The following is a 25,955-nucleotide window of genomic DNA, read 5'->3' on the forward strand; positions in this document are numbered from 1 at the left end:
TTCAGCGCCCCTCCTTGCGTTCCGCTCCGACCGAGTCTCGCAACCCGTCGCCCAGCAGGTTCAACGACAGCACCGTCACCGAGATGACGACCCCCGCGGCGATCAGCGGGACCGGATTGACACCGAGGTAGGGGAACGAGCGTCCGAGCATCGCTCCCCAGCTCGCCTCGGGAGGCTGGACACCCAGGCCGAGGAAGCTCAGCGCGGCCTCGGCCAGCAGGGAGTGCCCCAGGAGGACGGTCACCTGGACCACAAGAGGGCCCAGGATGTTCGGCAGGATGTGCCGCAGCACGGTGCGCAGGCCCGAACAGCCGATCGCGCGGGCCGCGGTGACGTAGACGTCCTCGCGCACGGACAGGGCGCTGCCGCGAACCACCCGCATGATGCGGGGACCGTAGACGATGCCGATCGCGGTCATCGCGTTGGGCAGGCTGGGCCCCAGCAGGCCGACGATCACCACCGCGAGGATCAGCGCCGGGAACGCCATGATGGCGTCGTTGACCCGCATGATGACGTTGTCGACCCGGCCGCCCAGGTAGCCGCTGGCCAGCCCCAGGGGGAGCCCGATGACCAGGGCGATCGAGACCGCCTGCAGCGGAGCCATGAGCGAGAGCTGGCTCGCGTGGAGCAGCCGGCTGAGCACGTCCCGGCCGAGGTCGTCGGTGCCCAGGAGGTGGTCCGCGCTGGGTGCCGCGTTCACCAGGTACAGGTTGATCTGCGCCGGGTCGTGCGGGGCGATGAACCGCGCCAGGATGGCGACCACCGCGAGCGCCGCCAGGAACACCAGCGACACCATGGCGGCGCGCTTCTCCACCAGCCGGCGCCAGAAGGTCCGGGGTGCCGTGTTGTCCAGGTCGTCGTTCGGTTGGCCGGTGTTGACAGCGGGAGGAGGTGTGGTCGTGGTCACGAGACACGCACCTTCGGGTCGAAGTAGCTGTAGGAGAGGTCAACGACGAGGTTGACGAGGAGCACGATCACCGCGGCGACCAGCGCGATCCCCATGAGCGCCGGGAGGTCGCGCTGGAACACGGAGCTCACCGCGAGGTCACCGACGCCGTCCATGATGAACACCTGCTCTATGACCACGGTGCCGCCGAGGAGCCGCCGCACCTGCAGGCCGAGCACGGTCACCACGGGCACCGCCGCGTTCTTCAGCCCGTGTTTGACCAGTACGGACGTGGTCGATACCCCCTTCGCGCGAGCCGTCTGGATGTAGTCGTGCTCCAGCACCTCGCGCATGCTGCCGCGCACCTGCCGGGCCAGCTCGGCCGCCACTCCCAGCCCGAGAGCCAGGCATGGAAGCACCAGGTGCAGCGCCCACATGCCGGGATCCTCGACCAGGGGCACGTAGCCCGTGGCCGGGAACCACCCCAGGGTCAGCGCGAAGACCAGCACGATCATCAGGCCGAGGAAGAACTCGGGCGCGGAGATCCCCAGCGAGGTGAGGAAGATGGTGGCCCGGTCGGCGAGCGAGCCGCGGCGCACCGCCGCGAACACTCCGGCCGGGATCGCGATGAGCAGGCCGATCAGCACGGACCCGAAGGTCAGCGAGAGGGTGACCGGCAGGCGTTCCAGGATGAGGTCGGCGACCGGCCGCTCATCGGCGAAGGAGGTCCCGAGGTCGCCGACCGCCGCACCGCTCACCCAGTTGACGAACTGGACGGTCAGCGGCTCGTCGAGCCCCATGCTCTCGCGGGTCTCCTCGATGAGCTCGGGGGACGCCGACTCTCCCGCCATGATGACGGCGGGGTCACCGGGGGTGAGGCTCACCATGGCGAAGGTCAGCACCGCGACCAGGATCAGCATCGGCACGGTGGCCGCGACGCGGCGCAGGACCAGCCGGAGCGTCGTCATGAGCAGCCTCCCGCGATCTTGACGGTGTCCAGCTTGTCCGTGACGTAGCCGGCGTTCGGCTCGATGCCGGTGATACAACCGGGCTGGTAGGCGTACACGTTGGACCGGGTGATGACCGGGAAGGTGGCCGCCTGCTCCACCACCTCCTCGTTCAGGTCCTCCAGTAGCTCCTGGCGGTCGGGGTCGTCGGCGTTGATCAGCCGCCCCTCCTCAACCAGCTCGTCGATGCGCGGGGTGACCGGAGCCCCCTGGGTACCGGTGCCGTAGGAGCTGACGACCTCCTGGTACGCCTCAAGCGCGTCGGCGCCGGCGCCGCGGCGCACCATCATGATGTCGCCGCGTTCGTGCGGCGGGCGGAACATCAGGTTCTGCGAGAGGTCGATGACGTCGAGCTGCACGTCGATGCCCGCCTCGCCCAGCATCGCCTGCAGGGCCTCGCCCAACTGCAGGTACTCGCTGGTGTTCAGCAGCAGGAAGCTGATCTCCAGGCCGTCCGCATAGCCGGCTTCGGCGAGCAGCTCCCGCGCGCGTTCGGGGTCGTAGGGGTAGCGTTCGGCCAGCTCCTCGTCATAGATCGGCGACAGCTCGGTGACGAGCTGGGTGGCGGGTTTGCCGCTGCCGTAGGAGATCGCCTCGGCCAGCCCCTCGCGGTCGATGGCGTGCATGATGGCCCGGCGGACCTTGAGCTTGCTCAGCGACTCGCGGTTGATGTTGAGGTAGATGGTCCAGATGCTGTTCTTCTCGTTGACCAGCACTTCGAGCCCGGCGTTCTCGGCCTCCGGTATCTGGCGGGGTGCGATGAGCGAGAGGTCGGCCTGGCCCGAGCGCACCGCGTTCAGCCGCGACTGTCCCTCGCTGACCCGGTGGTGCTCCAGGTGGGCGGGTCGTCCTTCGGCGCCGTCCCAGTAGTCGTCGAACCGGTCCAGCCGGGCCCTGTTGTTGGGCACGAAGCTGGACAACTTATAGGGGCCGGTCCCGACGGCGTCGAGCTCCAGTCCGTCGCCGCTCTCCTCGATGGCGCGCGGGCTGATCATCATCCCGGCGACCTTGCCCAGCCAGTACTCGATCTGGCCGTTGGGCTGGTCCAGGTGCATCGTGACCGTGTGGTCGTCGACGACCTCGACCTCCGTCACAAAGTCGAACGCGCCGTGCAGGGTGGTGCTCGCCTGGTCGAGCAGGGAGATGCTGCGCTCGAAGTTGGCGGCGACGGCCTCGGCGTCCAGGGTCTCCCCGTCGTGGAACCGCACCCCCTCGCGGATCTCCAGGGTGAACTCGGTCAGGTCGTCGTTGTAGTGCCAGTCCGTGGCGAGGCCGGGTACCGGCTTCCCGTCGTCGTCGAACTCGACCAGGTTGTCGTAGAGGGCCGGCATGAGCCCATTGGTCATGTTCCGGTCGTTGGCCGCGGTCGCCGGGTCGAGGGTGGCGTGGCCGGAGGTGTCGTAGAAGATGACGGTCCCCTCGGTGTCGTGCTCACCGCCCGCCGCGGTCGACGCGGGCGCACTCGGAGCGCAGCCGGTCAGCACGAGGGCCGCGGTAAGCGCGAGCGCGGCCGTACCGCGCAAGGGCCCGCGTACCTGCGGTCGGGGTTGTCGGGGCCATATCCACATGGCTCCTCCTTCTTTGCCTCAACGGGGGATGGAGTCGGCGCTGAGCTGGTTCTTCAACGGCTTGCCCATGGAGTTCCGCGGGATCTGGGCGACGAAGGCGAACTGGCGCGGCCGCTTGTATCCGGCCAGCTCCCGCTCGCAGAGCGCGGCGAGTTCCGCCTCGTCCGCGCCCGCGGGGGCCTCCACGAAGGCCACGACCCGTTCTCCGAGGTCGTCGTCGCCGACGCCCACGACCGCGACGTCGCGGACGGCTTCGTGGCGGCGCAGGACCGCCTCGACCTCGGCGGGGTAGACGTTGGCGCCGCCCGAGATGATCATGTCCTTCGCGCGTCCGGTGATGTAGAGGTATCCGTCCTCGTCGAGGTAGCCGAGGTCGCCGGTGCGGAAGTGGCCGTCGGCGGAGAGCTCCGCCGGTCCAAGCGGGCCGTGGCCCAGGTAGCCGGAGATCATCAGCGGGGTCCAGGCGAGGATGTGCCCGGGTGCCCCCGGCGGGAGTGCGCGGTCGTCGTCATCGACCACCCGCACGCTCACGTGCGGGTAGGGGCGGCCCACCGAGTCCGGCTTGCGGCGGTGCTCGCCGGGCCCGATCCGGGTGATCATGCTCGCCTCGGTGCACCCGTAGCCCTCGTAGATGATGTCCTCGCCGAAAAGGTCCATCGCCTGCTGCTTGACCTCGTAGGGGATCGCCGAGCCGCCCACGGAGAGTTCCCGGAGCGAGGAGACGTCGTAGCGCCGGGCAACGGCGCGAGGCAGGTCCAGGACGCGCCGCACCATCGTCGGCACCGCCCGCCACGCCGTGATGCGGTGCCGCTCGATCAGGGCCAGCGCCTCCTCGGCGTCGAACCTGCGCTGCAGCACGGTCAGGCCGCCCGCGGTGACGGCGTTCTGCACCTGTTTGGGGCCGGACGCGTGGTGCAGGGGCATGTTGATCAGGGCGCGGTAGTCGTCCCCGTGGAGGTCGCCGCGGGCTGTGGACTCCCGGTACTCGGCGGCGACGCGCGGATCCGCGGTCGAGGGGGTGCGGAGGGCCCCTTTGGGCCGGCCGGTGGTGCCGGAGGTGTAGACGGCCAGTGACGCGAACGCGTCCGCGACCCGGGGGACCGGAACCCCCTCGGCGCACAGCGCATCGAGGCCGACGCAGCCCCGCGGCACCGGGTCGGCGAGGACGGCGACCAGCTCGGCGCCCGCGGATCGCAGCCCTTCGACGGCGGGCTCCGGGGCATCGGCGTCGAGCACCACGGCCCCGGCAGCACTGTCGCCGGCCAGGTAGGCCATCTCGGGCCCGGTGGCGCGCGCGTTCATCGCGACGTGCACCGCGCTGAGCTTGGCGAGCGCGGCGTTCAGGACCAGCCACTCCAGGCGGTTGGACAGTGCGACCCCGACCCGGGTGCCCGCTCCGACCCCGCGCTGGCTGAGCGCCTCGGCCAGCCGGTTGGCCCGGTCGTCCCACTGCGCCCAGGTGAGCGTGTGGCCGCCGTCGACGACGGCGACGCGGTCCGGCCGCTCGCTCGCCCAGTACTCGGGTCCCCGTATCGCCATACCAGGTCGCTTCCTCTCGGTCTCACGGAGTGTGCGACGCCACTATGTCCGAGATCACATCGGCGCGTGGTGTGCAGCACAGTAACAAACTTATTGTACATCTAGCAAGTTTTCTCATCAGGGGTGTGCGGTCGTCCCCGCACCCCACAGCGGGGCCGCCGCCCCTGGGCGCGGCCCGGACGGCCGCGCCCGCTACCCGATGCCCGGGCAGCTCACCGTTGGTTCCAGGTGGGATCGCGGCGTTCGGCGAAGGCGCGCAGCCCCTCCTCACGGTCCCGGGAGTCGAGTGCGGGCTGCGCTATGGCCGTCTGGGCGTCGAAGGCGTCGGCCTCGCTGCCCCACTCGTAGCAGCGCCGCACGATCTCCTTGGTCGCGCGGACCGCGGTGGGCCCGTTGCGGCCGATCCGCTCCGCGAGCGCGACCGCGGCGTCCAGCGCCCCGCCGGGCTCGGCCAGGGTGCTGACCACTCCCCATCCGGCCAGGTCCTCCGCCCCGTAGTGGTCGCCGGTCAGCGCCATCATCATGGCCGCGTGGTAGGGCATGCGGCGCGGGAGCCGGATCAGCCCGCCACCGACCGCCACGAGGTTCCGGCTCACCTCCGGCAGACCGAACTTCGCGTCCCGGGCGGCGACGAGGAGGTCGCAGCTCAGCGCCAGCTCGAAGCCTCCCGCCAGCGCGTAGCCCTCGATGGCCGCGATGACCGGCTTACTGGCCGACGTCCGGGAGAAACCGGAGGTCTGGGCCTGCCTGCTGGGGTAGGACGGTTCGCCGCGCGCGGCGGCCTTGAGGTCGCGGCCGGAGGAGAAGTTCCCGCCCGCTCCGGTGAGCACGATCGCCGCCGTCTCCGGGTCGGACTCGAACTCCCGGACCGCGTTCTCCAGGTCGGTGCGCAGGGCGAGGTCGATAGCGTTGTACACGTGCGGGCGGTTCAGCGTGATGACGCCGGTGGCGCCCCGGCGCTGCTGTTCGATGGTCATGCCGGCCTCTCTCGTCGTCGAGGGTTACAGGGCGAACGAGTATCCCCCGTTGACCGGGAACGTCTGCCCGGTCACCCAGCTAGCGGCGTCGGAGCACAGGAACAGGATCATGTTCGCGGCGTCCTCGGGCTCCCCCGGGCGGCGGATGATGTAGCGCTTCATGATGGCGGCCTGGAGCTGCTCGTCCTCAAGCCGGTCGGCGGTCCGCGGCGTCCGCGTGGCGGCGAGCGAGACGCAGTTGGCCGTGACCCCGTAGCGGCCCGCGCTGGCCGCCAGGGACCGGGTGAAACCGGCGGCGCCGGCCTTCGCGGCGGAGTAGGACTCGCGCCCCTTCTCCCCGAACCTGGCGGCGTCGGAGACCACGTTGACGATGCGGCCGTACTCCCGGTCGATCATCTCCCCGACCGTGGAGTGCGTGGTGTTGAGGACGCCGTAGAGGTTCGTCCCGAGGAAGCCGTTCCACTCGTCGGGCCGCTGCTCCCAGAAGGGCCGGCTCATGGCCTCGGTCGGGTTCGGGCCGGCGTTCCCGGCGTTGTTGACCAGGATGTCGACCGGGGCGCCGGCACTCTCGGTGGCCTGGCGCACCATCGTCTGGACCGCGCCCAGATCGCTCACGTCGCAGGCCGCGGGAACCGCCCGCACCCCCAGCGCCTCGACCTCGGCGGCCACGGCCTCGGCGCGCTCGGCTCGGTAGTCGTTGACGATGACGGCTCCGGCGCCGTGCTCGGCGAGGTGCAGCACCACCCGTCGGCCCACCCCCTGACCGGCCCCGGTGACCAGTGCCGTGCGTCCCTTGATATCGAGCAGGTCGTGCACCGTACCCCCAAAAAACTTGCTGTACGTTCAGTCGACTTAGCCATCCTAGAATCCCGTTCTGCGTCCTGGCAAGAAGAGACTCGCGTGTGCGGCCGTAACTGTGAGTTGCTGTACGATCAGCGAAATACCAGCGCGTAAGACATCGGATGAACGGATCGGAGGGAGCCGCATGGCTGCGCACGCCACCCAGGGGGAGCGCACCGAGGCCTCGCGGAGGCGCATCATCGAAGCGGGCATCAAGGTCCTCGCCGACGAGGGCTACCGCAACATGACGGTGGCCCGCATCCAGGAGGTCGCCGGCCTCAGCCGCGGGCTGGTGGGATACCACTTCGGGGGCAAGCAGGGCCTCCTTGAGGCGATCATCAGCGGCATCCGCGACGACTACATCAACCAGGTGGTCAACCGGCTCGACTCGGGTGACCTGTCGGGCCTGGACTCCATCCTGCGAATGATCGAGACCTACCTGGACAGGCTCGGTTCGCAGCCCGACCGGCACAAGGTGCTGCTGGTGCTGATGGTCGAGTCCCTCGGGGAACTGCCGGAGCTGCGCCCCGCGTCCCAGTCACTCAACGCGGTCATGCGCGGCCAGTTCCGCGGCTGGCTGACCAAGGGCACCGAGGACGGCACGGTCCGCCCCGATGCGGACCCCGCAGTCGAGGCCGGTCTGTTCGAGGCACTGCTCCGCGGCATCACGCTCCAGTGGCTCGTCGACCCGGACGGCTTCGACCTCGCCGCCGCCAAGCGCAGGGCCCTGGACATGACCCGGCGCAGCCTCGCCCCGTGATGGCTCACCCTCGGATGCCCGACGTCACCCGCGCGAGCGTGGCGGGTCCGGTTCCGGACGCCGTGTAGAGGCTGAGCCGGTCGACCAGCCCGGCGTAGCGCCGCGCGACCTCGCGCCCCGCCTCCTCTGGGGCTCCGCTGACCACGAACTCCGCGAGTACGGTGTCGTCGACCAGCTCGGCCATCCACTCCCAGCGGCGGGGGTCGTCCCGCCGCGACAGCTCGTGCAGCGCGTCGGCCAGCGCTCCCCACCCGTGCAGGTCCAGGACCGCCCGGTAGGCGGGGGTACTGCCGTAGAAGGCGACCTGGCGGCGCAGTTCCGCGGTGGCCGCCGCGAACTCCTCCTCGGTCTCGCCGGTGGCCACGAACACCGGCATGGAGACCGCCGCGTCCGCCCGGGAACGCCCGGCTGCCGCCAACCCCTCTTCGAAGGCGGGCAGCGTCGTCTGGCCCAGGTACCGGGGTGTGCTGAAGGCGTGCACCAGCAGGCCGTCGGCCACCCGCCCGGCGGTCCGCGCCATCCGGGTTCCCACGGCGGCCAGGAAAACGGGCGGCTGCCCGTAGGGATTCCGGTCGGGCGCGAACGCCGGGGGCATCAGGGTGTGCCGGTAGAACTCACCCTCGAACCGCAGCCGCTCCCCCGTGTCCCACGCGTGCCAGATGGCCCGCATCGCCGTGACGAACTCGCCCATCCGGTCCGCCGGGTGGCTCCACGGCATGGAGAACCGGCGTTCGACGTGCGCGCGAACCTGGCTGCCCAGGCCGAGCACGAACCGGCCGCCCGAGGCCAGCATCAGGTCGTTGGCCGCGTACGCCAGGGACATGGGGGTGCGGGCGAACGCGATCGCCACACCGGTGCCCAGCCTGGCCCGGGAGGTCGCCGGGCACGCGAGCGCGAGCGACACGAACGGGTCGTGCCGCGCCTCGCGTACCCACAGCCCGTCGTAGCCGGCGGCCTCCAGCTCCGCGGCCTGGGCCGCGGCTTCGGGGCCGGGATCGAGGCGGGCGTCCACTCTCATTCCGCCGCCTCAAGGACGTGCACGACGCAGACCGCGCCCACCCCCACCATGTGCGCCAGACCAAGGCGGGCGCCGGGCTGCTGGCGGTCGCCCGCCTCGCCCCGGAGCTGCCGCGCGACCTCGGCGATCTGTCCCGTTCCGGTCGGCCCGATGGGGTGCCCCATGGCGATCAGCCCGCCCGAGGGACTGACCGCGCAGCGGCCGCCGACGTCGAACTCGCCATCGGCGAGCCGCCCGGCGGCCTGGCCATCGGCGCACAACCCCATGGCCTCGACGTAGCGCAGCTCCTCGATCGCGAAGGCGTCGTGCAGCTCGATGACGTCGAGATCGGCGGGTCGGACCGCGGCCCGGTGGAGTGCCTCCGCGGTGGTCTCCCTGGTGATCTCGACATCGAAGTCGCCGTCTCCGTAAAGCCGCTCGCTGCGCTGCGCCGACGCGCGGACCCGTACCGCGCGGGACGGGTCGCCGCCCAGCCGCGCGAGCGCGTCCTCCGAGGCGACGACCACCGCCGAGGCGCCCTCACCGACCGGGCAGCACTGCCACTTGGTCAGCGTGCCCGCGACCGGTTCGGCGTCCAGGACCTCGGCGAGGTCGCGCTCCTTCTGGTGGTGCGCGTACGGGTTGCGCGCCCCGTTGCGGTGGTTCTTCACCGCGACGGCGGCCACCTGCTCGGGTGTGGCGCCGTGCCGGTGCATGTACTCGTTGGCGAGCATGGCGAACCGGGTGAACGGGACGACGTGGCCATCGGCCAGCCCGGTCAGCCCGGTGCGGCTCTCGGCACGCGAGGAGGGGCCGGGCTTGTCGACCCCCATCGCCAGAACGATGTCGGCCTCCCCGGAGGAGACTTCCATGCAGGCGAGCCGGAACGCCGAGGAGCTGGACGCCGAGGCGTTCTCCACCTGGGTCATGGCGACCCCCGTGGCGCCCAGGTGGCGCAGCATCGGCCGGGACACCGCCATCCCGAGCCGGGTCGTGCCCGTGTAGACGCCCTGCACGTCGGACCACTCGGCGCCGGCGTCGGCGAGGGCGGCCCGCACCGCGGCCAGGCCGAGTGTCACGAACGAGGCCTCGGATGAGCGCTGGTACCGGTGCAGGCCGACACCGGCGACGTAGACCGGCCGGGTCATGCCGCCTCCTCGGCGAACCGCACCTCGCCGCCGGCCCGTACCGCGTGCACGCGGACTCCCGGTTCCGGTTCGCCGGGGTGGTCCAGCAGCCCGATGACGGACGGCCCGTCGTCGAGCCGCACGGAGACCGCCGTGAACGGGGCTGCGCCGTCCTGTCCGGCGTGCCGGTGCACGGTCGCGGCCGCGACCAGCGTTCCGGCGCCGCGCAGCTCGATGCGGGCGAGCCGCTCGCTGCCGCAGCTCTCGCAGCCGTAGTCCTGCCAGGGGAAGGAGCGGTACCCGCAGTGGACGCAGCGCGTACCGGCGAGCCCTTTCGCTGTTGTCATGCCGTCCAGCATGCCAAAAACTTGCTGGCAGTTCAAGAAGTTTGTTACTGTCCCGGCACGGCGTGGACGTTGGCGGGAGGGCCACATGGCGGGACGGCTGACTGGTCGAGTGGCACTGGTGAGCGGGGGAGCCGGCGGACAGGGCGCGTCACACGCGCGGGTCCTCGCCGAGCACGGCGCGAAGGTGGTGCTCGGCGACATTCGCGACGACGAGGGCCAGACGCTCGCCGAGAGCCTGCGCGAGCAGGACCTGGACGTCCGGGCCGTCCCCCTCGACGTCCGGTTCGACGACCAGTGGCGCGCCGCTGTCGGGTTCGCCGAGCGGACATTCGGACACCTCGACGTCCTGGTAAACAACGCGGGCATCAGCGCCGCCGGTGGCGTCGAGGACGAGAACGAGGACGACTGGCACCGGGTGATCGACGTCAACCAGAAAGGCGTCTGGCTGGGCATGCGGGCGGCGATCCCGGCGCTGCGCCGCGCCGGCGGCGGCTCCGTCATCAACACCGCCTCCACGTTCGGCATCCGCCCACCCGCCTCAGGGATCGCCTACGCCGCGTCCAAGGGCGCCGTCCAGGCGATGACGCGCTCTGCCGCGATGGCCGTCGCCGACGCCGACATCCGAGTCAACACCCTGGTCGTCTCGATGGTCGACACCCCGTTCCTGGACCGCGCCAAACGCGCGGGCGCGGTCGAGCGGCGGCTGCGCGAGTACCCGCTGGGCCGGATCGCCCAGCCGCTGGACGTCTCTCGGGCTGTCGTGTTCCTGGCCTCGGAGGAGTCCTCCTACATGACCGCGTCGGAGATGGTGCTCGACGGGGGCATGCTCGGTGGGTACACGCTGCGGCTGGACGACCAGGACCCGCGCCCGAACCCCGCTGGCGCCTGACACCCCGGGAGGTCCCCCATGCTGGCTGTGCACACCCCGATCACCGGCGAGGTCATCGCCGAGGTCGAACCCACCGCACCGGACGCCGTCGACAGTGTCCTCGCCCGCGCCAGCGAGGCCCAGCGCGCCTGGGCCCGCCGGCCGGCGAGCGACCGGGGGGCCATCCTGGTCGAGGCGGGCAGGCTGCTCGCCGCGCACGCCGCTGAGCTGGGCGAGCTGGAGGCGCGCAACACCGGGCGAACGCCGGCCGAAGGGCGCCGCGAGGCCGACCGCGCGGCCCAGGCATTCAGCTACTACGGGGGCTGGGCCGACAAGGCGGCCGGCACCACCATCCCGGTCTCCTCCGACGTCCTCGCCTACACCGTGCGCGAGCCCTACGGCGTCGTCGTCGGCGTCACCCCGTGGAACGTCCCGGTCCGGATGGCCGCCAAGAAGGCGGCGCAGTCCGTCGCGTTCGGGAACGCCTGCGTGCTCAAGCCGGCGCCCGAGACCCCGCTCACCGCGATGCGGATGGCCGAGCTGCTGCGTGCGGCGGGGCTGCCCGAAGGGCTCGTCCAGGTCGCCAACGGCGGTCCGGAGCTGGGCCAGGCGCTGATCGAGCATCCCAGTACGGCGCTGGTCACCTTCACCGGCAGCCCTGAGGGCGGCCGGGCGGTGGCGACCGCCGCCGCCCAACGCCTCATCCCGGCCGTGCTGGAGCTGGGCGGCAAGTCGCCGCAGCTCGTGTTCGCCGACGCCGACCTCGACTCCGCTCTGGAAGGAGTGCTGCTCGGGGTCTTCGCGTCAGCGGGCCAAATGTGCATCGCGGGGTCCCGGCTCTACGTTCAGCGCGGCATCTACGACACGTTCGTCGAGCGGCTGCGCGCGCGGGTCGAGTCCATCGTGGTCGGCGACCCCAGCGCCCCGGACGTGCGGGTCGGACCCCAGATGACCGCGGCGCAGCGGGACAGGACCCGCGCGGCGATCGACCGCGCCACCGCACAGGGCGCCCGGATGCTCGCAACCGCCCAACTCCCCTCGGACGAACGGCTACGCGGCGGGTTCTTCGTGCCGCCCACCCTCTTCGCCGACGCCGATCCGCGGTCGGACCTCATGCGCGCGGAGATCTTCGGTCCCGTACTCGCGGTGGCACCGTTCGAGGACGAGGCCGACGCCGCCGCCAAGGCGCACGACACCGAGTTCGGCCTCGCGGCGGGCGTGTGGACCAGCGACGGCGCACGCGCCCACCGCCTCGCCCGCGACCTGCGCGCGGGCACGGTCTGGCTGAACACCTACCGCGCGCTCTCCGACCAGGTCCCCTTTGGCGGGTTCGGCGCCTCCGGGTACGGACGCGAGAACGGCGAGGAGGCACACCGCACCTACACCCAGGTCAAGTCGGTCGTCAGCGCCCTCGACGGGCCGACACCCGGCTACACGCTCTAGGTGGTCGAGTTCGACTCCGGACGCCGCGTACTACCGGGTTCCGGTCGTCAGATGCGGTCCAGCACGCCCGTTGGCGGCGGGAGCCGACGGTAGCCAACGGAGTTCTCGACCAGGCCGCGCCGAATGTCCTCCTCTTCTGCGGAGGTCGCCGGTCGGACCTTGCCGGCGAGACCGATCAGGACGCTGTCGGCAGTACCGGCCGGTGAGTGCTGTTCGAAAGCGAACATGTGCCCTTCGGTCTCGACAATGACCCGTATCCCATCGATGAAGGTCTCCACCACCAGCGAACCCCGCCGTTCGCAGTCGGACACGCAGTCAGCCAGGTCGTCGTAGCGCTTCCAGTACTCCTCGGGATAGCTGGACACCCGGAGACCGCCGCCCGTCTCGGGGTTGTGGTACCTCACTTCGATTCCCGGATGAGCGGTGTCATCAAGCTGGGCCCTTACCGCGTAAACCGACTGGATCTCCCAGTCGCCGTTGTCGAGAACCCCAAGGGTGAGGCTGTCAACGCGCTCGCCCGCCCTCCAGTCGAACACGTACACCTCCACGACGACCGTGGCGAACGCCAGGGACAGGGCAGTCGCGAGGCTGGCCGCAACAGCGAGAGGGGCCCGTAGGGGCAGCCGCGCTCCGGTCAGACGCCACCGGAGGACCAGGAAGCTGAGCACCGCCGTACCAACCGTGAGCGAGACCGGATCGGGCACGTGACCGTTCTGCGCCCGCCACGCCATGCTGATCGGAAGCACCAGGACGAGACTCGCCAGCGGGAGCACAGTGGCCGGCACCCAGCCGGAACGGTCCCCCAACGACCGCAGGAGGCTCGCCGAGTACGGGACGGGGACGGCGGCCAGCCCCCAGACGACAAGGGTGACGGCGCTGAAGGTCGGGAAGGTCACCGGGTCGGTGGTCCCGCTGACCCCCGCTTCGAGAGCGAGCCCCAAACGGGTGAGCAAGTAGACGATCCACACGTGCACGACGACAGCGGCGGAACCGATGGCCGGATTCCGGGCCCGTATCACCACCGCGCGGACGCCGCGAGGTGCGCCCGGGTCAATGTCGGTCATCCGGGTCCCGGGACCTCAACTCGTGAGTGGGGAGGCGGCCAGGGCGCGGTCGACGGTCGCGCCCGCCGACAGCATCGGGCCCAGCAGGTGTGCGCTCGCCGGGCGGGGAAGGCCCTCCAAGCGGGCGGCGAGCCGGGGGAGGCGGGTGTGGGCGGCGTTGGCGGTGGCCGCTGCCGCGGTGAGCGCCACCCGCGGGTGGAAGTCCAGGAAGCTGTGCGCCGAGTTCTCGAAGGGAACCAGCACGCCGTCGGGCAACAGCTCCGCGGTGCGTTGCGCCGCCGGGGGCACGCTGCGCATGTCCCGCCTGCCGGACAGCACCGCGGTCGGCCAGGTGAAGGCCGGCAGGGCGGCGGCCAGGTCCACCGGCTCCCCGGCGAACGCCGGGAACCGCTCCGCCTCGCGGTCGAAGAGCACGTAGGGGTCCAGGGCCTGCCCGTCGGGCAGCTCCTTGCCGAGCTCCCGGTAGTAGATCGCCCCGGCCAGGTCAAACTCCATGTAGTACGGGTGGCGGCGCTGGACCTCCTTGCCGCCCAGGTCCCGGATGCGGTTCCAGGTCCGCACGCGGCCGCCGCGTACCGCCTCCAGCAGCCGCTCCACCAGCCCCGCGCCGCCCAGCTCGTAGGCCACCGGAACCACCACCCCCGTCTCCTCCACCGGGACGGCTCTTTCCTCGACCAGGTGGCGGACCGCGGCGGCCGCGGCGGCGGTCTCGTGCTCCTCGCCCCGCCAGAACAGCCGGCGCAGGTGGCTCCGCTGCAGGCCCTCCCCAACGGAGTCCGAGGTCGCCGAGTCGAGGACCATGGCCGACACCCGCTCCGGGTGCCGCGCTCCCAGCGCCTGCGCCAGGTAGCCGCCGTAGGAGCTGCCGTAGACGACCGCCCGTTCCCAGCCGCAGTCATCCAGCACCGCCACCAGGTCTCCGAGCACGGCCGCCACGGTCATCGCGTCCATGGGCAGGTCGGCGCCCGCGCGGTCGGTGCGGGACAGGCCCACTCCCCGGTGCTCGACCATCACCACCTCGAACCCGCGCTGTACCGCGGCTCGGCGCACCCCGCGGTACGGCAGCACCGAGGCCAGTCCGGGGCCTCCTGGGAGGATCAGCAGCGGGGTGCCACCGGGTGTGCCCTCGCGGATGTAGGTGAGGTCGAACTCGCCGCCGTGCGGCTCCACCGGCCGGGGCACTGTGCGCACCCCGGGCATACGGCCGAGCCGACGCCCCAAGCGCTGGTGCTGTGTGTTGTCCATGCTGGCCCAACGCGCCCGGACTGCCCCCAGTTCCGCGCCTGGCACCCGGCTGGCCAGCGCGGCCCCGAAGGCGGGCCCGCGCCTGGGTCCCGGCAGCGCATCGCGATCGGGGTACCCGCCCCTGCCGAATGCGTCTCCCGGGTCCACTACCGGGCCTCGGTGTCCGGCGCGTAGGCTCGGGCCGTCAGATGCGGGCGACGCGGCGTGGTGAGGAAGCGCTCAGGATGGCTAGCCGGAAGAAGTCAGGACGACCGCGCGGATCGGGCAGGGGTAAGCACGACATCCCGCGCACCCCGACCCGCGACCCGGGGCCCACCGGGAACGTCGGCTGCTGGGTGGTGGTCATCGCCCTGGCGTGCATCGCGCTCGTCGTTGTCCTCCTGGAGGTGTTCGGCTGACGCGGGCGCGGCCGGTTACGGTAGTGCCGCGTACAGCCGCGGGATCTGCTCGGCGACCCCACTGGGGAACGCGTCGAACGGGGTGGCGTCCACCGTGCTCGCGGACCCGCTCCCGGCGCGCTTCCAGGTCCCGATGATCCGGCCGTCACTCACGACCGTGGACCGGAACATGCCGTTCTTCCCGGGGACGAGCCGCTCGGCGTGCTCGGCTGGCAGCACGGCGCCGCGGTCGCCGTAGCCGAGCACGAACTCGTCGAAGCCCGGCAGTAGGAACACGCCGCGCGCCTCGCTCCGGACGCGGTCAAGCAGGTCGGGAGTTCCCGGGTCCATGAGGTACTCGGCCCCGTCCACCGCAAGGGTGGCGAGTCGCGGGCGGGCGCCCGCGAGCGCGGTCCGCGTGTCGGCGGCGGTGATGCCGGCCCAGCGCGTGAAGTCCTTGGCGGTGGCCGGGCCGTGGCCGCCGAAGTACCGGGTGGCCAGCTCGCCGAGCGCCTCGTCGCGCTGCGGGCGGCGCGGGTGCGGGATCCACTCCTCGATGAGCACGACAAGCTGCTCGTCGCGGTCCGGATGCGCGGGACCGAAGCACAGCGTGCCGGTCAGCCCGAGGTGGGCGAGCATGTGGTAACCGCGCTGTCCCGTGGTCGGCACGCCGCCCTCGTCCCAGGCGGCGAGCAGCTCGGCGCGCCGGAGCCGGCGGCCGCCCCGCAGCGCCTCACTGGCGATTTCCCGGGCGCGCTCCAGGATGGGCTCGTCCAGTCCCAGCTCGGCACGCCGGCGGGCGGACTGCCGAAGGATCCGCGGCGCCAGCAGGTCGAGCAGCCACGGCAGGTCCTCGGCGAGCACAAGGTGCAGGGTGCCGCGCATGGGCCACGACTTGACGACCTCGCCCGCGTCGAGCGCCGCGTGCACGGCCGCGCGGGTGCGCGGGGCGGTCCGCAGCGCCACGGAGGTGAGCAGGCCCCGGTAGTCCTGGGCCTGCAGCGCGGTCAGCCAGCGCACGGCACCGGCCGCGGAATCCTCACCCGGACCGGCCAACCGCTGCGCGGCGAGCCTGAGCAGGGCGATCTCGTGCGATGTGGTCATGCCTCACCACGCGCGGCCCGACGCACAGCGCCGCTCGGCCGGCACCCCTTCCGTTCCTCAAACGATCGGTACCGCCCAGCTTAGAGGTCGTCTCAACTGGCGTGATCGCTAGGTTGGGTGCCGTGATGACGATGAGTTTCGCGGATGTCGGAAGTCCACACACGTGGGTTGCGGCTATTCGGCCAGCCCTTGCCGGAAGGCTACGTCCCTGGGGATGCGAGAGAAGGGAAAGAGCGGCATGTCGGTGATCGTTGCCGGTAAGTTGTATGTGGACCCCAAGGACAGGGACCGCTTTGTCGAGGGGCACCGCCCCATCGTGGAGGCAGCCCGCAGTTGCCCTGGCTGCCTCGACTTGTCCATCTCGCCCGACCCGATCGAGCCGGGCCGCGTGAACAACTTCGAGCACTGGGAGTCGCAGGAGGCCCTCGACGCCTTCCGGGCGGCGGCACCGCGTCCCTCCGTGTCCGTCGACATCAAGGGCGACCAGGTACTCAAGCACGAGATCTCGCATACCGGGCCGCCCTTCGACTGACGGGTTCCGCCGGAGACATCGCCCTCGCCTGTGGTGCAACCGTCTGGCGAGGGCGTTGTGGTGCTCCGAAAGGACGCTCTGGTCGCACGTGACGCGACCAAATGAGATCGGCTCTTGGGCGGCCCCGCCGACAACAGCCGTGGCCGCGCCGGGCGATGGCACTGTCCCGGGCGGGGCCTTTCTCCTACTGGGACGGAGGCGGTCCCGGAGGTGCCGCGCAGGGCTGGACGCGGTGGAGCGGCGCCGTGAACCATCGCTGAGCACGGGGGAAGCTCCTGGTTCGCTGGCGCGCGCACCCGGCCACACCATGCGGCCGGGCTCGAAACTACTGTGCCAGCGCCCCGGCGAGGACAGTGTTCACAACCCTGTGGACGGCTTCGTTCCCGGGGGCGTCGTCCTGGTCGGCGAACAGCAGGTGCGCCGCCCCGATGAGCGTTGCGGCAAGCGTGTCGACGTCAGCGTCGGCCGCGACGCGGCCCAGGTCGCGCTCGGCGCTGAGGTAGCTGGCGATCATGGCCGTCGCTTCACTGAGGATCGGGACGCCGCCGGCCGACCTGGCCTGGCGCAGTCGGGCGCGCAGCTCGTCGCGGAAGGTGACCAGGCCGACGACCGCCACCGCGAGCGGCCCGAACACGTCGAGGAGCGCCCGGGTGAGGGTCTCGGCGACGGTGCCGGCCCCGACGGAGTCGCGCAGGTCGGCGGCCTGGGTGTCGATCCGGCTGATGCGGTCCAGGACGAGCTCCGCGAGAAAAGCGTCGAAGTCGGCGAAGTGCCGGTGCAGCACACCCTTGGCGCAGCCCGCCTCCGTGGTGACCGCCCGGCTGGTCAGCGCGTTCGGTCCGTCCCGGAGCAGGACGCGCTCGGCGGCGCCGAACAACTGCTCGCGCACGTCGCGGATGTGCACCCCGGTCGGCACCGTGCATCCCTCCTTCGCCGGCTTCGCCGGCTCTCCCGATTGCAGAGTGGGCATGCGCCCACTAATGTGGGCACATGCCCACTATACCTCCAGAGCAACCACACACTCCCAAGCACGAGCCCCAGCACGCCCGGCAGGCAGCGGAGTCGTTCGGCGTGGACGCCGAACGCTACGACCGCACCCGAGCCCGTTATCCGGACACCCTGGTCGAGCGGATCGTCGCCGCCAGTCCCGGCTCCGAAGTCCTCGACGTCGGTTGCGGCACCGGCATCGCGGCCCGGCAGTTCCAGGCGGCCGGCTGCACGGTACTCGGGGTCGACCCCGATGCGCGCATGGCCGACTTCGCGCGGCGCAGTGGCGTCGAGGCCGAGGTGGCGACCTTCGAAGAGTGGGCCCCGGCCGGCCGGAGCTTCGACGCGGTCATCGCCGGAACGGCCTGGCACTGGGTGGACCCGGCCGCGGGCTCGGTAAAGGCGGCACAGGTGCTGCGGCCCCGTGGCATGCTGGCGATCTTCTCGCACGTGCCCCAGCCCTCCCCCGATGCGGCGGAGGCCTTCGCCGAGGTCTACCAGCGGAGCATGCCCGACTCCCCGATCAGCCGCCAGATGAGCACCATGCGGCCCCTGGACGGCTACGAGGCGCTGTTCGCCAAGGCCGCCGACGGCATCCGGGAAACGGGCTGGTTCGGCGAGCCGGAGCAGTGGCGGTTCGAGTGGGAGCAGGTGTACACCCGGGACGAGTGGCTGGACCAGCTCCCCACATCCGGCGCCTTCACCCGGCTCCCGCCGGACACGCTGGCACGGGTGCTGGAGGGAATCGGGGCCGCCATCGACGCGCTCGGGGGCCGCTTCACGGTGCACTACACCACGGTGGCCGGCACAGCGGTGCGCACCGGCTAATCGTCGTCGTCCTCGTCGCCGGTCATGATGTCCACGCACACGGCGACGCTGATCACCAGCGCGGGGTCACCACCCGCGTCCGTGCGGAAGGTGTTGACGTCCACCGCGTAGGTGTCGCGCAGCCGGAACCACTTGCGGGAGACGTGCGCGACCGGCCCCCCGTCGTCGCCGATGGTGTACTCCTTGTCGAGGAAGTCCCCGGTGACCTCCCACTCGGGACCATCGGCCAGCTCAACGACGAGCTTGTCCTTGATCGGGTTGAACATCCGCTTGCGGACGGTGGCCGCGGTGTCGCCGGCGCGCTCGATCTCCATCGTGTCGCGCAGTTTGAACAACTTCTTGCGGATGACCGCGAGCTCGTTGCCCTCGGTGTCCTTCAGTTCGAAGGTCTGGCGGAGCCGCAGCGCCTTGCCGTCGACCAGGAAAACGCGCTGGCCGTTCTCGTCCTCCACCCAGTAGTCGTCTCCGATGTCGAAAACGCGTTCCCGCACCACGAACTTCACGAGCGCCCCCTTGTCGCCTCCCGCCTCACCGGCCAGCGAGGCGGCGATTGCTGCCACCCAACCGCCGTCCGCTGAGGGCGTCAAGCGAGGACCGCCGGTAGGCGCGGCCGCCTACGGCCAGGTCAGCGGAACACCGGTGGATCCGCCCACGGCTACGTCCCGGCCCCGGGCTCGTCCCGCATTGCGCGAACGAGTGCCGACAACCCGGTGACCAGCGCGTCTAGCTCATCGGGACGCATCTCGGCGGCCCATCTCTCGTACCGCTCGTGCAGGGCAGCGGCAAGGCGCTTGTGCAGCTCGCGCCCTTCGTCGGTGAGGACCAGATGGTAGCTGCGCCGGTCGTTGGGCACGCGTTCGCGCACCAGCAGTCCCCTGCGCGCCAGCTCGGCAGCCATCCGGCTGGCGCTGCTCTTGTCCAGGGACAGCCGCGCGGCCAGGTCCCCCTGGCCCAACGGCCCGTTCACGTCCAGCTCGTGGATCGCGAACGCCTGGGACAGCGACGCCGTTTCCCCCGGCCCCGCCGACAGCACCTGGTCCGGTTGCAGGATTCCGGAGATGCGCACGAAGTCCATCATCAGGCCGTGCACCCGCTCGGCTGGCGCGCAGTCCATACCGGATCCCTCCCACGGACAAAACAGTTGCGCTATACAACTTTCAGACATAGGCTCGCAATAAGTTGCATTATACAACTATTTGGAGGTGCGTGATGCACAACGCCCACACGTCCACCCGCCACAGCGAGCCGGAAGACATCTTCCGCGGGCGGAGCAGCCGAGTCTACGACCGCGCCACCCGGTGGCTCCTGCGCGGCCTCTACCGGCGCATCGCCGAGGACATCGCCGACTCCGCCCCGGACAGGGCCACCGTGCTCGACGTGGGCACCGGCCCCGGGCACCTGGTGACCAGCATCGCCCGCCTCCGGCCGGATCTCGACCTGATCGGCGTGGACCTCTCGCCCGACATGATCGCCCAGGCCGAGCAGAACCTCCGGCCGTACGGCACCCGGGCCACCGCGCGCACCGCAGACGCGGCTGACCTGCCGTTCGCCGACTCCTCCATCGGGCTGATCGTGTCCTCGTACAGCCTGCACCACTGGGACAACCCCGGCGCCGTCGTACCCGAACTGGGGCGGGTCCTGGCCCCGGGCGGCCGGCTCTACATCTACGACTGGCGCAACGCCCCATTCACCAAAGTCGACGAGGCCGCCCGCGAACACGGGGTGCTGACCGGCCGGCCGCACCGGCGCACACTCATCCGCACCGGCACACCAGTGCAACCCCACGTCGTCCGGCACGTCATGACCAACCCGGAGTAACGTCTCCGCGCCGATCTTGCGGGTTCCGTTCCTGCCCGGCCATCCGCATCGAGCCTGACCGTGAGGACACTCTCGGCGCCGAACCTGTCCCTCCCGTCAGGCCCGATGCGCCCCAACGCCTAACAGGACGGCCTACGCTGACCCCGCGGCCGGCTCCCGGGCGGCGTCGATCGCGGCGGCGACCCCGTCGAGGATCAGGCCGAGACCGAAGGTGAAGTCGGGGTCGCCCGGCTCGGCCGGCTCGTTGGCCGGTGGTTCGAAGACACCGGAGGCGAAGAGCTTCGCCGCCTCGGGGAAGCGGTCGGGCTGCACGAATCGCGCCAGGGCGCGGCCGTACCCCTGCTCGACCTGCGCCTGGTCGAGTCCGGTCCCGCGCCGGCCCTCCTCCAGTTGCTGTGCCATCAGGCTGGTGTGCCGCACGTATCCCGACAGCACGGTGCAGATCCCGGTCTTCTCCCCCCAGCCGAGCCCGGTGTCGCGGAGCGTGCGCAGCCCGGCGTCGAGCCAGCCGATCGCGTTCGGCCCGCTCGGCGGCCCGGAAAGGGGCGCGTGCGCGAGCCAGGGACGCTGGTCGTGCACCGCCCGTAGCCGCAGCGCCCACTCCCGCAGCCCGGCGCGCCATCCTCCCTCGATGTTGCCGAGGTCGGGGGGCGGGCCGCTGGCGTGGTCCTCCATCAGCACGACCAGCTCGTCCTTCGAGCCCACGTGACGGTAGAGCGACATCGCGGTGAACCCCAGGGCCTTGGCGACCTTCGACAGGGTCACGCCGGCCAGTCCGTCGCGGTCGGCCAGGTCGACGGCCGCGCGCACGACCCGGTCAACGTCGAGCTCCGCGGGCCGGCCGAGCCGCTCCGGTGTCGACAGCCGCCACAACCGCCCCAGCTCAGCGGGCACGTCCTCCTCGGCCATGTCCAAAACCTACCCCTGCGTGATCGCCGGTGCCGCTCGGATCACTGTTGCCGACTTCGTTTATTACATATACTTTAGTCTATAAACTAACTTGGCGAGAAGGAGGGAACCGTGACCGACGCGGCCGCCACCCGCAACCCGCGCGCCACGCGCGGCCCCGTACAACGCAGCGAACGGGCGCTGGCGCCCGACCTGGCGCGCGGCGCCATGCTGTTACTGATCGCGCTGGCCAACAGCGCTGGCGTCTTCTTCGTCTCCGCGCCCGGCATCGAGCCGGAACCGCACGGCCTCGAACGCGGCTACAACCTGTTCATGTTCACGTTCGTGCACGCGCGCGCACTCCCGATGTTCGCGTTCATGTTCGGCTACGGGCTGGTCCTGCTGGCCCTCCGCCAGGAGGCGGCGGGTGCCACCCCGGGCGCGGTCCGCACCGTGCTACTGCGGCGCAACGCGTGGCTGGCCGCCTTCGGGCTGGTGCACGGAATCCTGCTCCTCTCCGGCGACATCCTCGGCGCGTACGGAATCGTGGGGATCGTGTTCACGCTCCTGCTGCTGCGCCGCGGCGACCGCTTCCACCGCCTGGTGCTGTGGATCTGGGGCGCCACGACCGCGTACATGGTGGGCCTCGCCGCCGTAGCCGTGTGGGGCATCGCGAACGGCACCGGCGAGCGCGCGACGATCCCCACGCGCGAGTTCGACGTCGGGTGGGCCTCGATGGAGGCACCCACGTACGCCGCATCCGTGGTCGCCCGGCTGGGCGAGTGGCCCGCGCACACCCTCTACGCGTCGGGGGTCATCTTCGTCGTCTGGCTGGGGGCGTGGGCCGCCCGGCGGCGCATCCTGGAGGAGCCCGCGCGCCACCGCCGGCTGCTGTGGTGCACCGCCACGGGCGGCCTCGGCATCGCCGTCGCGGGCGGTCTGCCCATGGGGTTGTTCAGCGCCGGGGTGCTGGAGGTCGACGTGTCCACAGCCGGGTGGATCAAGCTGCTCTACGAGGTCTCCGGATCGTTCGGCGGCGTCGGCTACGTGGCACTGTTCGGGCTGCTCGCCCTGGCACTGTCACGGATGCGCTCGGCTCCCGCGTCGAACCCCGTCATCGGTGCGCTTGTCGCGCTGGGCCAGCGGTCGCTGAGCGGTTACCTCTTCCAGTCGTTCGCGTGGCTGGCGCTGGTGTCCCCCTGGGCGCTCAACCTCGGGGCGCGGGCCGACAGCCCCACCTTCACCGCCGCCTGGTGCGCGGTGGGCGTCTGGCTGGCCACCGTCGCCGGGGCGGCCCTGATGCAGCGGTACGCACTCCAGGGGCCGGCCGAGGTGCTGCTGCGGCGCCTCACCTACGGCCGCCGCCGGGCGACGACGGCACCAGCGGCCCGCCGGCAGCCGTCGGGAAGGTGAGCGGACCGGCCGTCGCCCCATCGCGATTGGATGTCGCGGGTCATGACGTTGCCGACCATGGGTGCGCTGCGGCTGCGGGGCGCCTTCTCCAACGATGGTGCCGTTGGTGCTGCCGCTGGGCACCGGGGCCAGCACCGGCCGGGGGAAGGAGCGAGTGCGATACTGCTGAAGTGGATCTGCGAAGCGCGTGCAGAGCGGCGGGAATCGGCGCTGTCGTTTCGAGCGAGCATTCCGGGGCTGCGCCTCGTTTGCACAGGTCTTTGCCAGCTCTTTCAACGAGGCTGGTAATCAGCTTGGGCGCTCCTTTCGAAGTCCACTACGACGGGCAGACCACGCACATGCGGACCGTGTTGGCCGGACTGATGCGGCCAGGCGTGCCGGCTCCCGTCCTCGTGCTGCATCCGCAGCAACAAAGCCTGTACGTCGACCTGTCGCCCACCGCCATGCAACGTCTCACAGGAGCCCCACTCAGTGAACTCGATGCCGGGGGTGTGACCGCCGATTCGCTTCTGCCGTGGGTCAGCTCGCTGGGTGAGGAGCTAGCGGAACAGTCGCACGGTCGCCGGGAGACGCTGATGCGCGCTCGGCTGCTGGAATCCCTCGACAATGCGGGGCGGGTTCCCTGGCCCAGCGACTCTGTTGCGGCACTCACCCTCATCAAACGGTCCCGTGGGCAGGTTTCTGTCGAGGATGTGGCCAGGCAGGCCCATCTGAGCCCGCGGCGCTTGCGTCATGTGATGCGGCGTGAACTGGGAGTTACTCCCAAGTTCGCGGCCCGAGCGGCCCGCTTGGCTTCTGCTGTCGACCGAGCCGCTCACGGTGCCGAATCCTGGGCGCAGGTTGCCGCGGAAACAGGGTTCCACGATCAGAGCCACCTCGTGCATGAGTTTCAAGCGATGATGCGCACAACACCGGACGCGTGGGTTGCCGAGGAAGGCCGAAACTTACAAGGCTGGCGGCGGCCAGCCGCATGATCATCGTGCTATGAACAATGAACTGAGCCCCAAACTGATCGTGACTGACCCTGACGCGGCGATCAGCTTCTACAGCAAGGCCCTGGACGCTGCGCTGGCGCTCCGGGTAGCCGATGACAACGATGTCGTCGTGCACGCCGAACTCACGATGGGAGGGTCGATGTTCGCGTTGGCCCAGGCCGTCGATGAGTGGGGATGGCATGCCCCGGAATCCCTCAGTGGATCACCAGTGCTGCTCACCATCACAGCGTCTGATCCCGATTCCACGGCAGAGCGAATGGCCCAGAACGGGGCCAGCATCGTCATCCCGGTAGAGAACCGCCCATATGGCAAACGCCAAGGCAGAGTGCGAGACCCGCACGGACATCTCTGGATCATCAGCGGAGATCATCGGTAAATCCCGGCTGGCACTCCCACCGCGGGTAGGCAGAAGGAGCGAGGACGCTACCGGGTAGCGCCCGGACACCGCCGTTGGCCCCGAGGACCCTGCGAGTCCCCGGGGCCAGCGGTTGTTTACCGAGGAATCGGCCGCCGTACCGGACGGGTGCGCTACGAGGGGTCGAGCTGGTCGGGGTCTTCGCGTTCGTCGAGTTCTTCGCACCTCTCGATGTGGCGCTCGGCCGCGGCGAGGACCCGGCCGAGGAGGCGGGCGGTGTCGGTGCGGATGGTCTGCCCGCCGTAGCGGGGACGGGCCACGTAGCGGGCCGAACCTGTGGGGGTGTAGCAGATCGCCCACAGGTCACCGAACTCGCGCGCGATCGGGCGCGCTTCCGCGGGAAGGTCCTCCACCGGATCCTCCGGCAGGGAGCGCGGGGACGGGATTTCGGGCAGCGGGGCCTCGGAGCTGTGCACGGCCATCACCGCCCGCACCGCACGCAGGTGTGCACTGAGCGACGATTCCGCAGGTAGGGGCGCACGCGTGCGCCGCGACTGCGGCTCCGGATAGCCTTTGACATGTTCCACCTGACCTTTCCAGGTAGGGACCACGCCCCCGGGCCGCCCAACGGCCGCGGGGGTCTTCTGTTTCCGGAATCCACAGTTTCGCGATTGGCCTTGCGAGCGCTATCGATCTTGCTTGAGAGTGAGTTTGATAAATCCCTCGCGGAGAAACGTACTGACCACGTAAGGATTCGCAAGAAATGGCTGATGAACGCTGGAGGCGCTTCGCGAAGCAGCTCAAATACCACCGAAACCAGATAAGCCTGTCGCAGACGGCACTCGCACAAGCAGTTCACGTGGGCGAGTCCACGATCGCGGCCTACGAGACTGGGAGGCGTTCCCCCAACCGGTCCACGGCCGAGGCCATCGACCGAGGACTCTCGGCAGGAGGCGCCCTCCTGCAACTCTGGGACGAACTGACCGACGAGCGCGCTATCCCGGAGGACTGGCGCAACTTCGAGAAGGTAGAGCGACAGGCGGTGGAGGTGCGCGAGTACCAGAACGTGGTCATCCCCGGCTTGCTTCAGACACTGGACTATGCTCGCCAATGCCTACGAAATCTACGCATATGGGACGATGAGCGTGTAGAGCAACTAGTCAAGCAGCGAACCGCCCGCCTGGACGCGATAAGGGATGCCTCGTTGACGTTCGTCATCGACGAGATCGTGCTGCGCAGGGCCCCGGGATCATCGGAAGTGCTGCGCAAGCAACACGATCGTCTTATAGAACTCATCAGCGACCGAGCAATATGGCTGTCCGTGCTACCGAGTGATACATCCTCATATCCGGGAGTTCCATCATTTCGCATTATGACACTAAAAGACAGCAGGCTGATCGGACACGAGGAGCACCTAAGCGGCGTCCATGTAACGACAGGACCAAAAGCCAACGGCCTCATCACCCTTTTCGGAAACCTCCAATCTGAGGCACTCAGCAAACGAGAATCAACTAAGCTGATAGATTCGATAAGGAATGAGATTTAATGGACGCAACTTGGAAAAAGTCCAGCTACAGCGGAGCCAACCCCAACTGCGTTGAGTGCCGCACTGACGAGGGGATTGTTCAGGTACGCGACTCCCGGAACCCCGACCTGGGGATCCTCTCTGTCCCTCCCACCGAATGGCACGCGTTCGTCACCGGCGTGCAGAGCGAGGAGTTGTAGTCATGCGGTCCTGGCGCAAGTCCAGCTACAGCGGCGGGAACAACCCGAACTGTGTCGAGGTCCGCGAACGGTCCACCGAAACCGACATCCGCGACTCCCAAAACCCCCACCACGGCCACCTCACCATCCCCACCCACGAATGGCAGGCACTCCTCACCGACGTGAAGAACCACGAACTGTGAAACGGGCGCACGGATATACCGTGCGCCCGTTGCGAAGGTGCCGGCCTACAGCACGTACGGCGTGCTCGGCGGGGTCCGCGGGG

The 25,955-nt window shown here is 70.3% G+C and carries 30 protein-coding genes; 13 read left to right on the plus strand and 17 right to left on the minus strand.

Annotation, left to right across the window (positions count from 1 at the left end; genetic code table 11):
* Position 1 precedes the first annotated feature (1 nt).
* The 6 genes from F4561_RS28270 to F4561_RS28295 form a co-directional block, all read right to left on the minus strand.
* Positions 2–907 (minus strand): ABC transporter permease, encoded by a 906-nt coding sequence (locus F4561_RS28270; protein WP_221446360.1) that lies wholly within the window; start codon positions 905–907, stop codon positions 2–4.
* Complete coding sequence (locus F4561_RS28275) at positions 904–1,854, minus strand: ABC transporter permease (RefSeq protein WP_184584724.1); 951 nt, start codon at positions 1,852–1,854, stop codon at positions 904–906. Before F4561_RS28275 ends, F4561_RS28270 begins: the two co-directional genes overlap by 4 nt.
* On the minus strand, positions 1,851–3,461 hold the full coding sequence (locus F4561_RS28280) for an ABC transporter substrate-binding protein (RefSeq protein ID WP_184584726.1): 1,611 nt from the start codon (positions 3,459–3,461) through the stop codon (positions 1,851–1,853). The genes F4561_RS28275 and F4561_RS28280 overlap by 4 nt, the downstream gene beginning before the upstream one ends.
* A gap of 18 nt (positions 3,462–3,479) precedes the next feature.
* On the minus strand, positions 3,480–5,000 hold the full coding sequence (locus F4561_RS28285) for a class I adenylate-forming enzyme family protein (RefSeq protein ID WP_184584728.1): 1,521 nt from the start codon (positions 4,998–5,000) through the stop codon (positions 3,480–3,482).
* Positions 5,001–5,212: 212 nt separating this feature from the next.
* On the minus strand, positions 5,213–5,977 hold the full coding sequence (locus F4561_RS28290) for a crotonase/enoyl-CoA hydratase family protein (protein ID WP_184584730.1): 765 nt from the start codon (positions 5,975–5,977) through the stop codon (positions 5,213–5,215).
* A gap of 24 nt (positions 5,978–6,001) precedes the next feature.
* Entirely contained in the window at positions 6,002–6,793 is a 792-nt protein-coding gene (locus F4561_RS28295; RefSeq protein ID WP_184584732.1) for an SDR family NAD(P)-dependent oxidoreductase, read from the minus strand.
* Between the two features lie 169 nt (positions 6,794–6,962).
* Here F4561_RS28295 and F4561_RS28300 point away from each other — a divergent pair, with 169 nt between their 5' ends.
* Positions 6,963–7,577: a TetR/AcrR family transcriptional regulator gene (locus F4561_RS28300; protein WP_184584735.1), complete on the plus strand. Its 615-nt coding sequence runs from the start codon at positions 6,963–6,965 to the stop codon at positions 7,575–7,577.
* A 4-nt stretch (positions 7,578–7,581) separates the two neighbouring features.
* On the opposite strand, the gene F4561_RS28305 is transcribed toward F4561_RS28300, so the two are convergent.
* The 3 genes from F4561_RS28305 to F4561_RS28315 are packed head-to-tail and all read right to left on the minus strand — an operon-like array spanning position 7,582 to position 10,048.
* Entirely contained in the window at positions 7,582–8,595 is a 1,014-nt protein-coding gene (locus F4561_RS28305; RefSeq protein ID WP_184584737.1) for a TIGR03617 family F420-dependent LLM class oxidoreductase, read from the minus strand.
* On the minus strand, positions 8,592–9,722 hold the full coding sequence (locus tag F4561_RS28310) for a thiolase family protein (RefSeq protein ID WP_184584739.1): 1,131 nt from the start codon (positions 9,720–9,722) through the stop codon (positions 8,592–8,594). The genes F4561_RS28305 and F4561_RS28310 overlap by 4 nt, the downstream gene beginning before the upstream one ends.
* On the minus strand, positions 9,719–10,048 hold the full coding sequence (locus F4561_RS28315) for a Zn-ribbon domain-containing OB-fold protein (RefSeq protein ID WP_184584741.1): 330 nt from the start codon (positions 10,046–10,048) through the stop codon (positions 9,719–9,721). Before F4561_RS28315 ends, F4561_RS28310 begins: the two co-directional genes overlap by 4 nt.
* A gap of 85 nt (positions 10,049–10,133) precedes the next feature.
* Here F4561_RS28315 and F4561_RS28320 point away from each other — a divergent pair, with 85 nt between their 5' ends.
* Together F4561_RS28320 and F4561_RS28325 are read left to right on the plus strand one after the other, a co-directional pair.
* Positions 10,134–10,937, plus strand: coding sequence for a glucose 1-dehydrogenase (locus tag F4561_RS28320; RefSeq protein ID WP_184584743.1), 804 nt, complete (start codon positions 10,134–10,136; stop codon positions 10,935–10,937).
* Positions 10,938–10,955: 18 nt separating this feature from the next.
* A complete protein-coding gene (locus tag F4561_RS28325) occupies positions 10,956–12,359 on the plus strand; it encodes an aldehyde dehydrogenase family protein (RefSeq protein WP_184584745.1) in 1,404 nt (467 codons plus the stop codon).
* A gap of 47 nt (positions 12,360–12,406) precedes the next feature.
* On the opposite strand, the gene F4561_RS28330 is transcribed toward F4561_RS28325, so the two are convergent.
* Both F4561_RS28330 and F4561_RS28335 read right to left on the minus strand, forming a co-directional pair.
* Positions 12,407–13,423 carry a hypothetical protein gene (locus F4561_RS28330; RefSeq protein WP_184584747.1) on the minus strand — a complete coding sequence of 339 codons (1,017 nt, stop codon included), beginning with the start codon at positions 13,421–13,423 and terminating at the stop codon, positions 12,407–12,409.
* 15 nt (positions 13,424–13,438) lie between these two features.
* Complete coding sequence (locus tag F4561_RS28335) at positions 13,439–14,668, minus strand: alpha/beta hydrolase (protein ID WP_184584748.1); 1,230 nt, start codon at positions 14,666–14,668, stop codon at positions 13,439–13,441.
* Positions 14,669–14,892: 224 nt separating this feature from the next.
* On the opposite strand from F4561_RS28335, the gene F4561_RS28340 reads away from it, so the two are divergent.
* Positions 14,893–15,066 (plus strand): hypothetical protein, encoded by a 174-nt coding sequence (locus tag F4561_RS28340; protein ID WP_184584749.1) that lies wholly within the window; start codon positions 14,893–14,895, stop codon positions 15,064–15,066.
* 15 nt (positions 15,067–15,081) lie between these two features.
* Here F4561_RS28340 and F4561_RS28345 read toward each other — a convergent pair whose 3' ends face one another.
* Positions 15,082–16,149, minus strand: a complete 1,068-nt coding sequence (locus F4561_RS28345) for a winged helix DNA-binding domain-containing protein (protein ID WP_184584750.1) — start codon at positions 16,147–16,149, stop codon at positions 15,082–15,084.
* Between the two features lie 214 nt (positions 16,150–16,363).
* Here F4561_RS28345 and F4561_RS28350 point away from each other — a divergent pair, with 214 nt between their 5' ends.
* The gene (locus F4561_RS28350) at positions 16,364–16,681 is read left to right on the plus strand and encodes a putative quinol monooxygenase (RefSeq protein ID WP_246438175.1); all 318 of its coding nucleotides are present in this window, start codon (positions 16,364–16,366) and stop codon (positions 16,679–16,681) included.
* Between the two features lie 325 nt (positions 16,682–17,006).
* Here the strand turns inward: F4561_RS28350 and F4561_RS28355 are convergent, their stop codons facing one another.
* Positions 17,007–17,597 (minus strand): TetR/AcrR family transcriptional regulator, encoded by a 591-nt coding sequence (locus F4561_RS28355; protein WP_184584752.1) that lies wholly within the window; start codon positions 17,595–17,597, stop codon positions 17,007–17,009.
* A 74-nt stretch (positions 17,598–17,671) separates the two neighbouring features.
* Here F4561_RS28355 and F4561_RS28360 point away from each other — a divergent pair, with 74 nt between their 5' ends.
* Positions 17,672–18,496 carry a class I SAM-dependent methyltransferase gene (locus F4561_RS28360; RefSeq protein ID WP_184584754.1) on the plus strand — a complete coding sequence of 275 codons (825 nt, stop codon included), beginning with the start codon at positions 17,672–17,674 and terminating at the stop codon, positions 18,494–18,496.
* On the opposite strand, the gene F4561_RS28365 is transcribed toward F4561_RS28360, so the two are convergent.
* Entirely contained in the window at positions 18,493–18,999 is a 507-nt protein-coding gene (locus F4561_RS28365) for an LURP-one-related/scramblase family protein (protein WP_184585335.1), read from the minus strand. The two genes, F4561_RS28360 and F4561_RS28365, sit on opposite strands and share 4 nt — an antisense overlap.
* 152 nt (positions 19,000–19,151) lie before the next feature.
* Positions 19,152–19,610, minus strand: coding sequence for a MarR family winged helix-turn-helix transcriptional regulator (locus tag F4561_RS28370; RefSeq protein WP_184584756.1), 459 nt, complete (start codon positions 19,608–19,610; stop codon positions 19,152–19,154).
* Between the two features lie 95 nt (positions 19,611–19,705).
* Here F4561_RS28370 and F4561_RS28375 point away from each other — a divergent pair, with 95 nt between their 5' ends.
* Positions 19,706–20,314, plus strand: a complete 609-nt coding sequence (locus F4561_RS28375) for a class I SAM-dependent methyltransferase (protein WP_184584758.1) — start codon at positions 19,706–19,708, stop codon at positions 20,312–20,314.
* 132 nt (positions 20,315–20,446) lie between these two features.
* Here the strand turns inward: F4561_RS28375 and F4561_RS28380 are convergent, their stop codons facing one another.
* Positions 20,447–21,223: a TetR/AcrR family transcriptional regulator gene (locus tag F4561_RS28380; protein ID WP_184584760.1), complete on the minus strand. Its 777-nt coding sequence runs from the start codon at positions 21,221–21,223 to the stop codon at positions 20,447–20,449.
* 111 nt (positions 21,224–21,334) lie between these two features.
* On the opposite strand from F4561_RS28380, the gene F4561_RS33850 reads away from it, so the two are divergent.
* The 3 genes from F4561_RS33850 (at position 21,335) to F4561_RS28395 (ending at position 23,986) form a co-directional block, all read left to right on the plus strand.
* Positions 21,335–22,615, plus strand: coding sequence for a DUF418 domain-containing protein (locus F4561_RS33850; RefSeq protein WP_312885679.1), 1,281 nt, complete (start codon positions 21,335–21,337; stop codon positions 22,613–22,615).
* Between the two features lie 293 nt (positions 22,616–22,908).
* Positions 22,909–23,589 (plus strand): helix-turn-helix domain-containing protein, encoded by a 681-nt coding sequence (locus F4561_RS28390; protein WP_221446362.1) that lies wholly within the window; start codon positions 22,909–22,911, stop codon positions 23,587–23,589.
* 10 nt (positions 23,590–23,599) lie between these two features.
* Positions 23,600–23,986, plus strand: coding sequence for a VOC family protein (locus F4561_RS28395; protein ID WP_184584764.1), 387 nt, complete (start codon positions 23,600–23,602; stop codon positions 23,984–23,986).
* A gap of 152 nt (positions 23,987–24,138) precedes the next feature.
* Here F4561_RS28395 and F4561_RS28400 read toward each other — a convergent pair whose 3' ends face one another.
* Positions 24,139–24,447: a hypothetical protein gene (locus F4561_RS28400; RefSeq protein ID WP_184584766.1), complete on the minus strand. Its 309-nt coding sequence runs from the start codon at positions 24,445–24,447 to the stop codon at positions 24,139–24,141.
* A 281-nt stretch (positions 24,448–24,728) separates the two neighbouring features.
* On the opposite strand from F4561_RS28400, the gene F4561_RS28405 reads away from it, so the two are divergent.
* Genes F4561_RS28405 through F4561_RS28415 form a run of 3 tightly spaced genes read left to right on the plus strand, consistent with a single transcriptional unit; the run spans position 24,729 to position 25,872 of the window.
* On the plus strand, positions 24,729–25,511 hold the full coding sequence (locus F4561_RS28405; protein WP_184584768.1) for a helix-turn-helix domain-containing protein: 783 nt from the start codon (positions 24,729–24,731) through the stop codon (positions 25,509–25,511).
* Positions 25,511–25,690 carry a DUF397 domain-containing protein gene (locus F4561_RS28410; RefSeq protein WP_184584770.1) on the plus strand — a complete coding sequence of 60 codons (180 nt, stop codon included), beginning with the start codon at positions 25,511–25,513 and terminating at the stop codon, positions 25,688–25,690. The genes F4561_RS28405 and F4561_RS28410 overlap by 1 nt, the downstream gene beginning before the upstream one ends.
* 2 nt (positions 25,691–25,692) lie before the next feature.
* Positions 25,693–25,872: a DUF397 domain-containing protein gene (locus F4561_RS28415; RefSeq protein WP_184584772.1), complete on the plus strand. Its 180-nt coding sequence runs from the start codon at positions 25,693–25,695 to the stop codon at positions 25,870–25,872.
* The last annotated feature ends 83 nt before the right edge of the window (positions 25,873–25,955 follow it).

Source organism: Lipingzhangella halophila (genome assembly GCF_014203805.1).
Taxonomy (GTDB): Bacteria; Actinomycetota; Actinomycetes; order Streptosporangiales; family Streptosporangiaceae; genus Lipingzhangella; species Lipingzhangella halophila.

Coding starts and splice junctions, on each gene's coding strand:
- F4561_RS28275 (WP_184584724.1), bottom strand. CDS start 1,854: ATGACGACGCTCCGGCTGGTCCTGCGCCGCGTCGCGGCCACCGTGCCG.
- F4561_RS28280 (WP_184584726.1), bottom strand. CDS start 3,461: ATGTGGATATGGCCCCGACAACCCCGACCGCAGGTACGCGGGCCCTTG.
- F4561_RS28285 (WP_184584728.1), bottom strand. CDS start 5,000: ATGGCGATACGGGGACCCGAGTACTGGGCGAGCGAGCGGCCGGACCGC.
- F4561_RS28290 (WP_184584730.1), bottom strand. CDS start 5,977: ATGACCATCGAACAGCAGCGCCGGGGCGCCACCGGCGTCATCACGCTG.
- F4561_RS28300 (WP_184584735.1), top strand. CDS start 6,963: ATGGCTGCGCACGCCACCCAGGGGGAGCGCACCGAGGCCTCGCGGAGG.
- F4561_RS28305 (WP_184584737.1), bottom strand. CDS start 8,595: ATGAGAGTGGACGCCCGCCTCGATCCCGGCCCCGAAGCCGCGGCCCAG.
- F4561_RS28310 (WP_184584739.1), bottom strand. CDS start 9,722: ATGACCCGGCCGGTCTACGTCGCCGGTGTCGGCCTGCACCGGTACCAG.
- F4561_RS28315 (WP_184584741.1), bottom strand. CDS start 10,048: ATGACAACAGCGAAAGGGCTCGCCGGTACGCGCTGCGTCCACTGCGGG.
- F4561_RS28320 (WP_184584743.1), top strand. CDS start 10,134: ATGGCGGGACGGCTGACTGGTCGAGTGGCACTGGTGAGCGGGGGAGCC.
- F4561_RS28325 (WP_184584745.1), top strand. CDS start 10,956: ATGCTGGCTGTGCACACCCCGATCACCGGCGAGGTCATCGCCGAGGTC.
- F4561_RS28330 (WP_184584747.1), bottom strand. CDS start 13,423: ATGACCGACATTGACCCGGGCGCACCTCGCGGCGTCCGCGCGGTGGTG.
- F4561_RS28335 (WP_184584748.1), bottom strand. CDS start 14,668: ATGGACAACACACAGCACCAGCGCTTGGGGCGTCGGCTCGGCCGTATG.
- F4561_RS28340 (WP_184584749.1), top strand. CDS start 14,893: ATGGCTAGCCGGAAGAAGTCAGGACGACCGCGCGGATCGGGCAGGGGT.
- F4561_RS28345 (WP_184584750.1), bottom strand. CDS start 16,149: ATGACCACATCGCACGAGATCGCCCTGCTCAGGCTCGCCGCGCAGCGG.
- F4561_RS28350 (WP_246438175.1), top strand. CDS start 16,364: ATGCGAGAGAAGGGAAAGAGCGGCATGTCGGTGATCGTTGCCGGTAAG.
- F4561_RS28360 (WP_184584754.1), top strand. CDS start 17,672: ATGCCCACTATACCTCCAGAGCAACCACACACTCCCAAGCACGAGCCC.
- F4561_RS28370 (WP_184584756.1), bottom strand. CDS start 19,610: ATGGACTGCGCGCCAGCCGAGCGGGTGCACGGCCTGATGATGGACTTC.
- F4561_RS28375 (WP_184584758.1), top strand. CDS start 19,706: ATGCACAACGCCCACACGTCCACCCGCCACAGCGAGCCGGAAGACATC.
- F4561_RS28380 (WP_184584760.1), bottom strand. CDS start 21,223: ATGGCCGAGGAGGACGTGCCCGCTGAGCTGGGGCGGTTGTGGCGGCTG.
- F4561_RS28395 (WP_184584764.1), top strand. CDS start 23,600: ATGAACAATGAACTGAGCCCCAAACTGATCGTGACTGACCCTGACGCG.
- F4561_RS28400 (WP_184584766.1), bottom strand. CDS start 24,447: ATGGCCGTGCACAGCTCCGAGGCCCCGCTGCCCGAAATCCCGTCCCCG.
- F4561_RS28405 (WP_184584768.1), top strand. CDS start 24,729: ATGGCTGATGAACGCTGGAGGCGCTTCGCGAAGCAGCTCAAATACCAC.
- F4561_RS28410 (WP_184584770.1), top strand. CDS start 25,511: ATGGACGCAACTTGGAAAAAGTCCAGCTACAGCGGAGCCAACCCCAAC.
- F4561_RS28415 (WP_184584772.1), top strand. CDS start 25,693: ATGCGGTCCTGGCGCAAGTCCAGCTACAGCGGCGGGAACAACCCGAAC.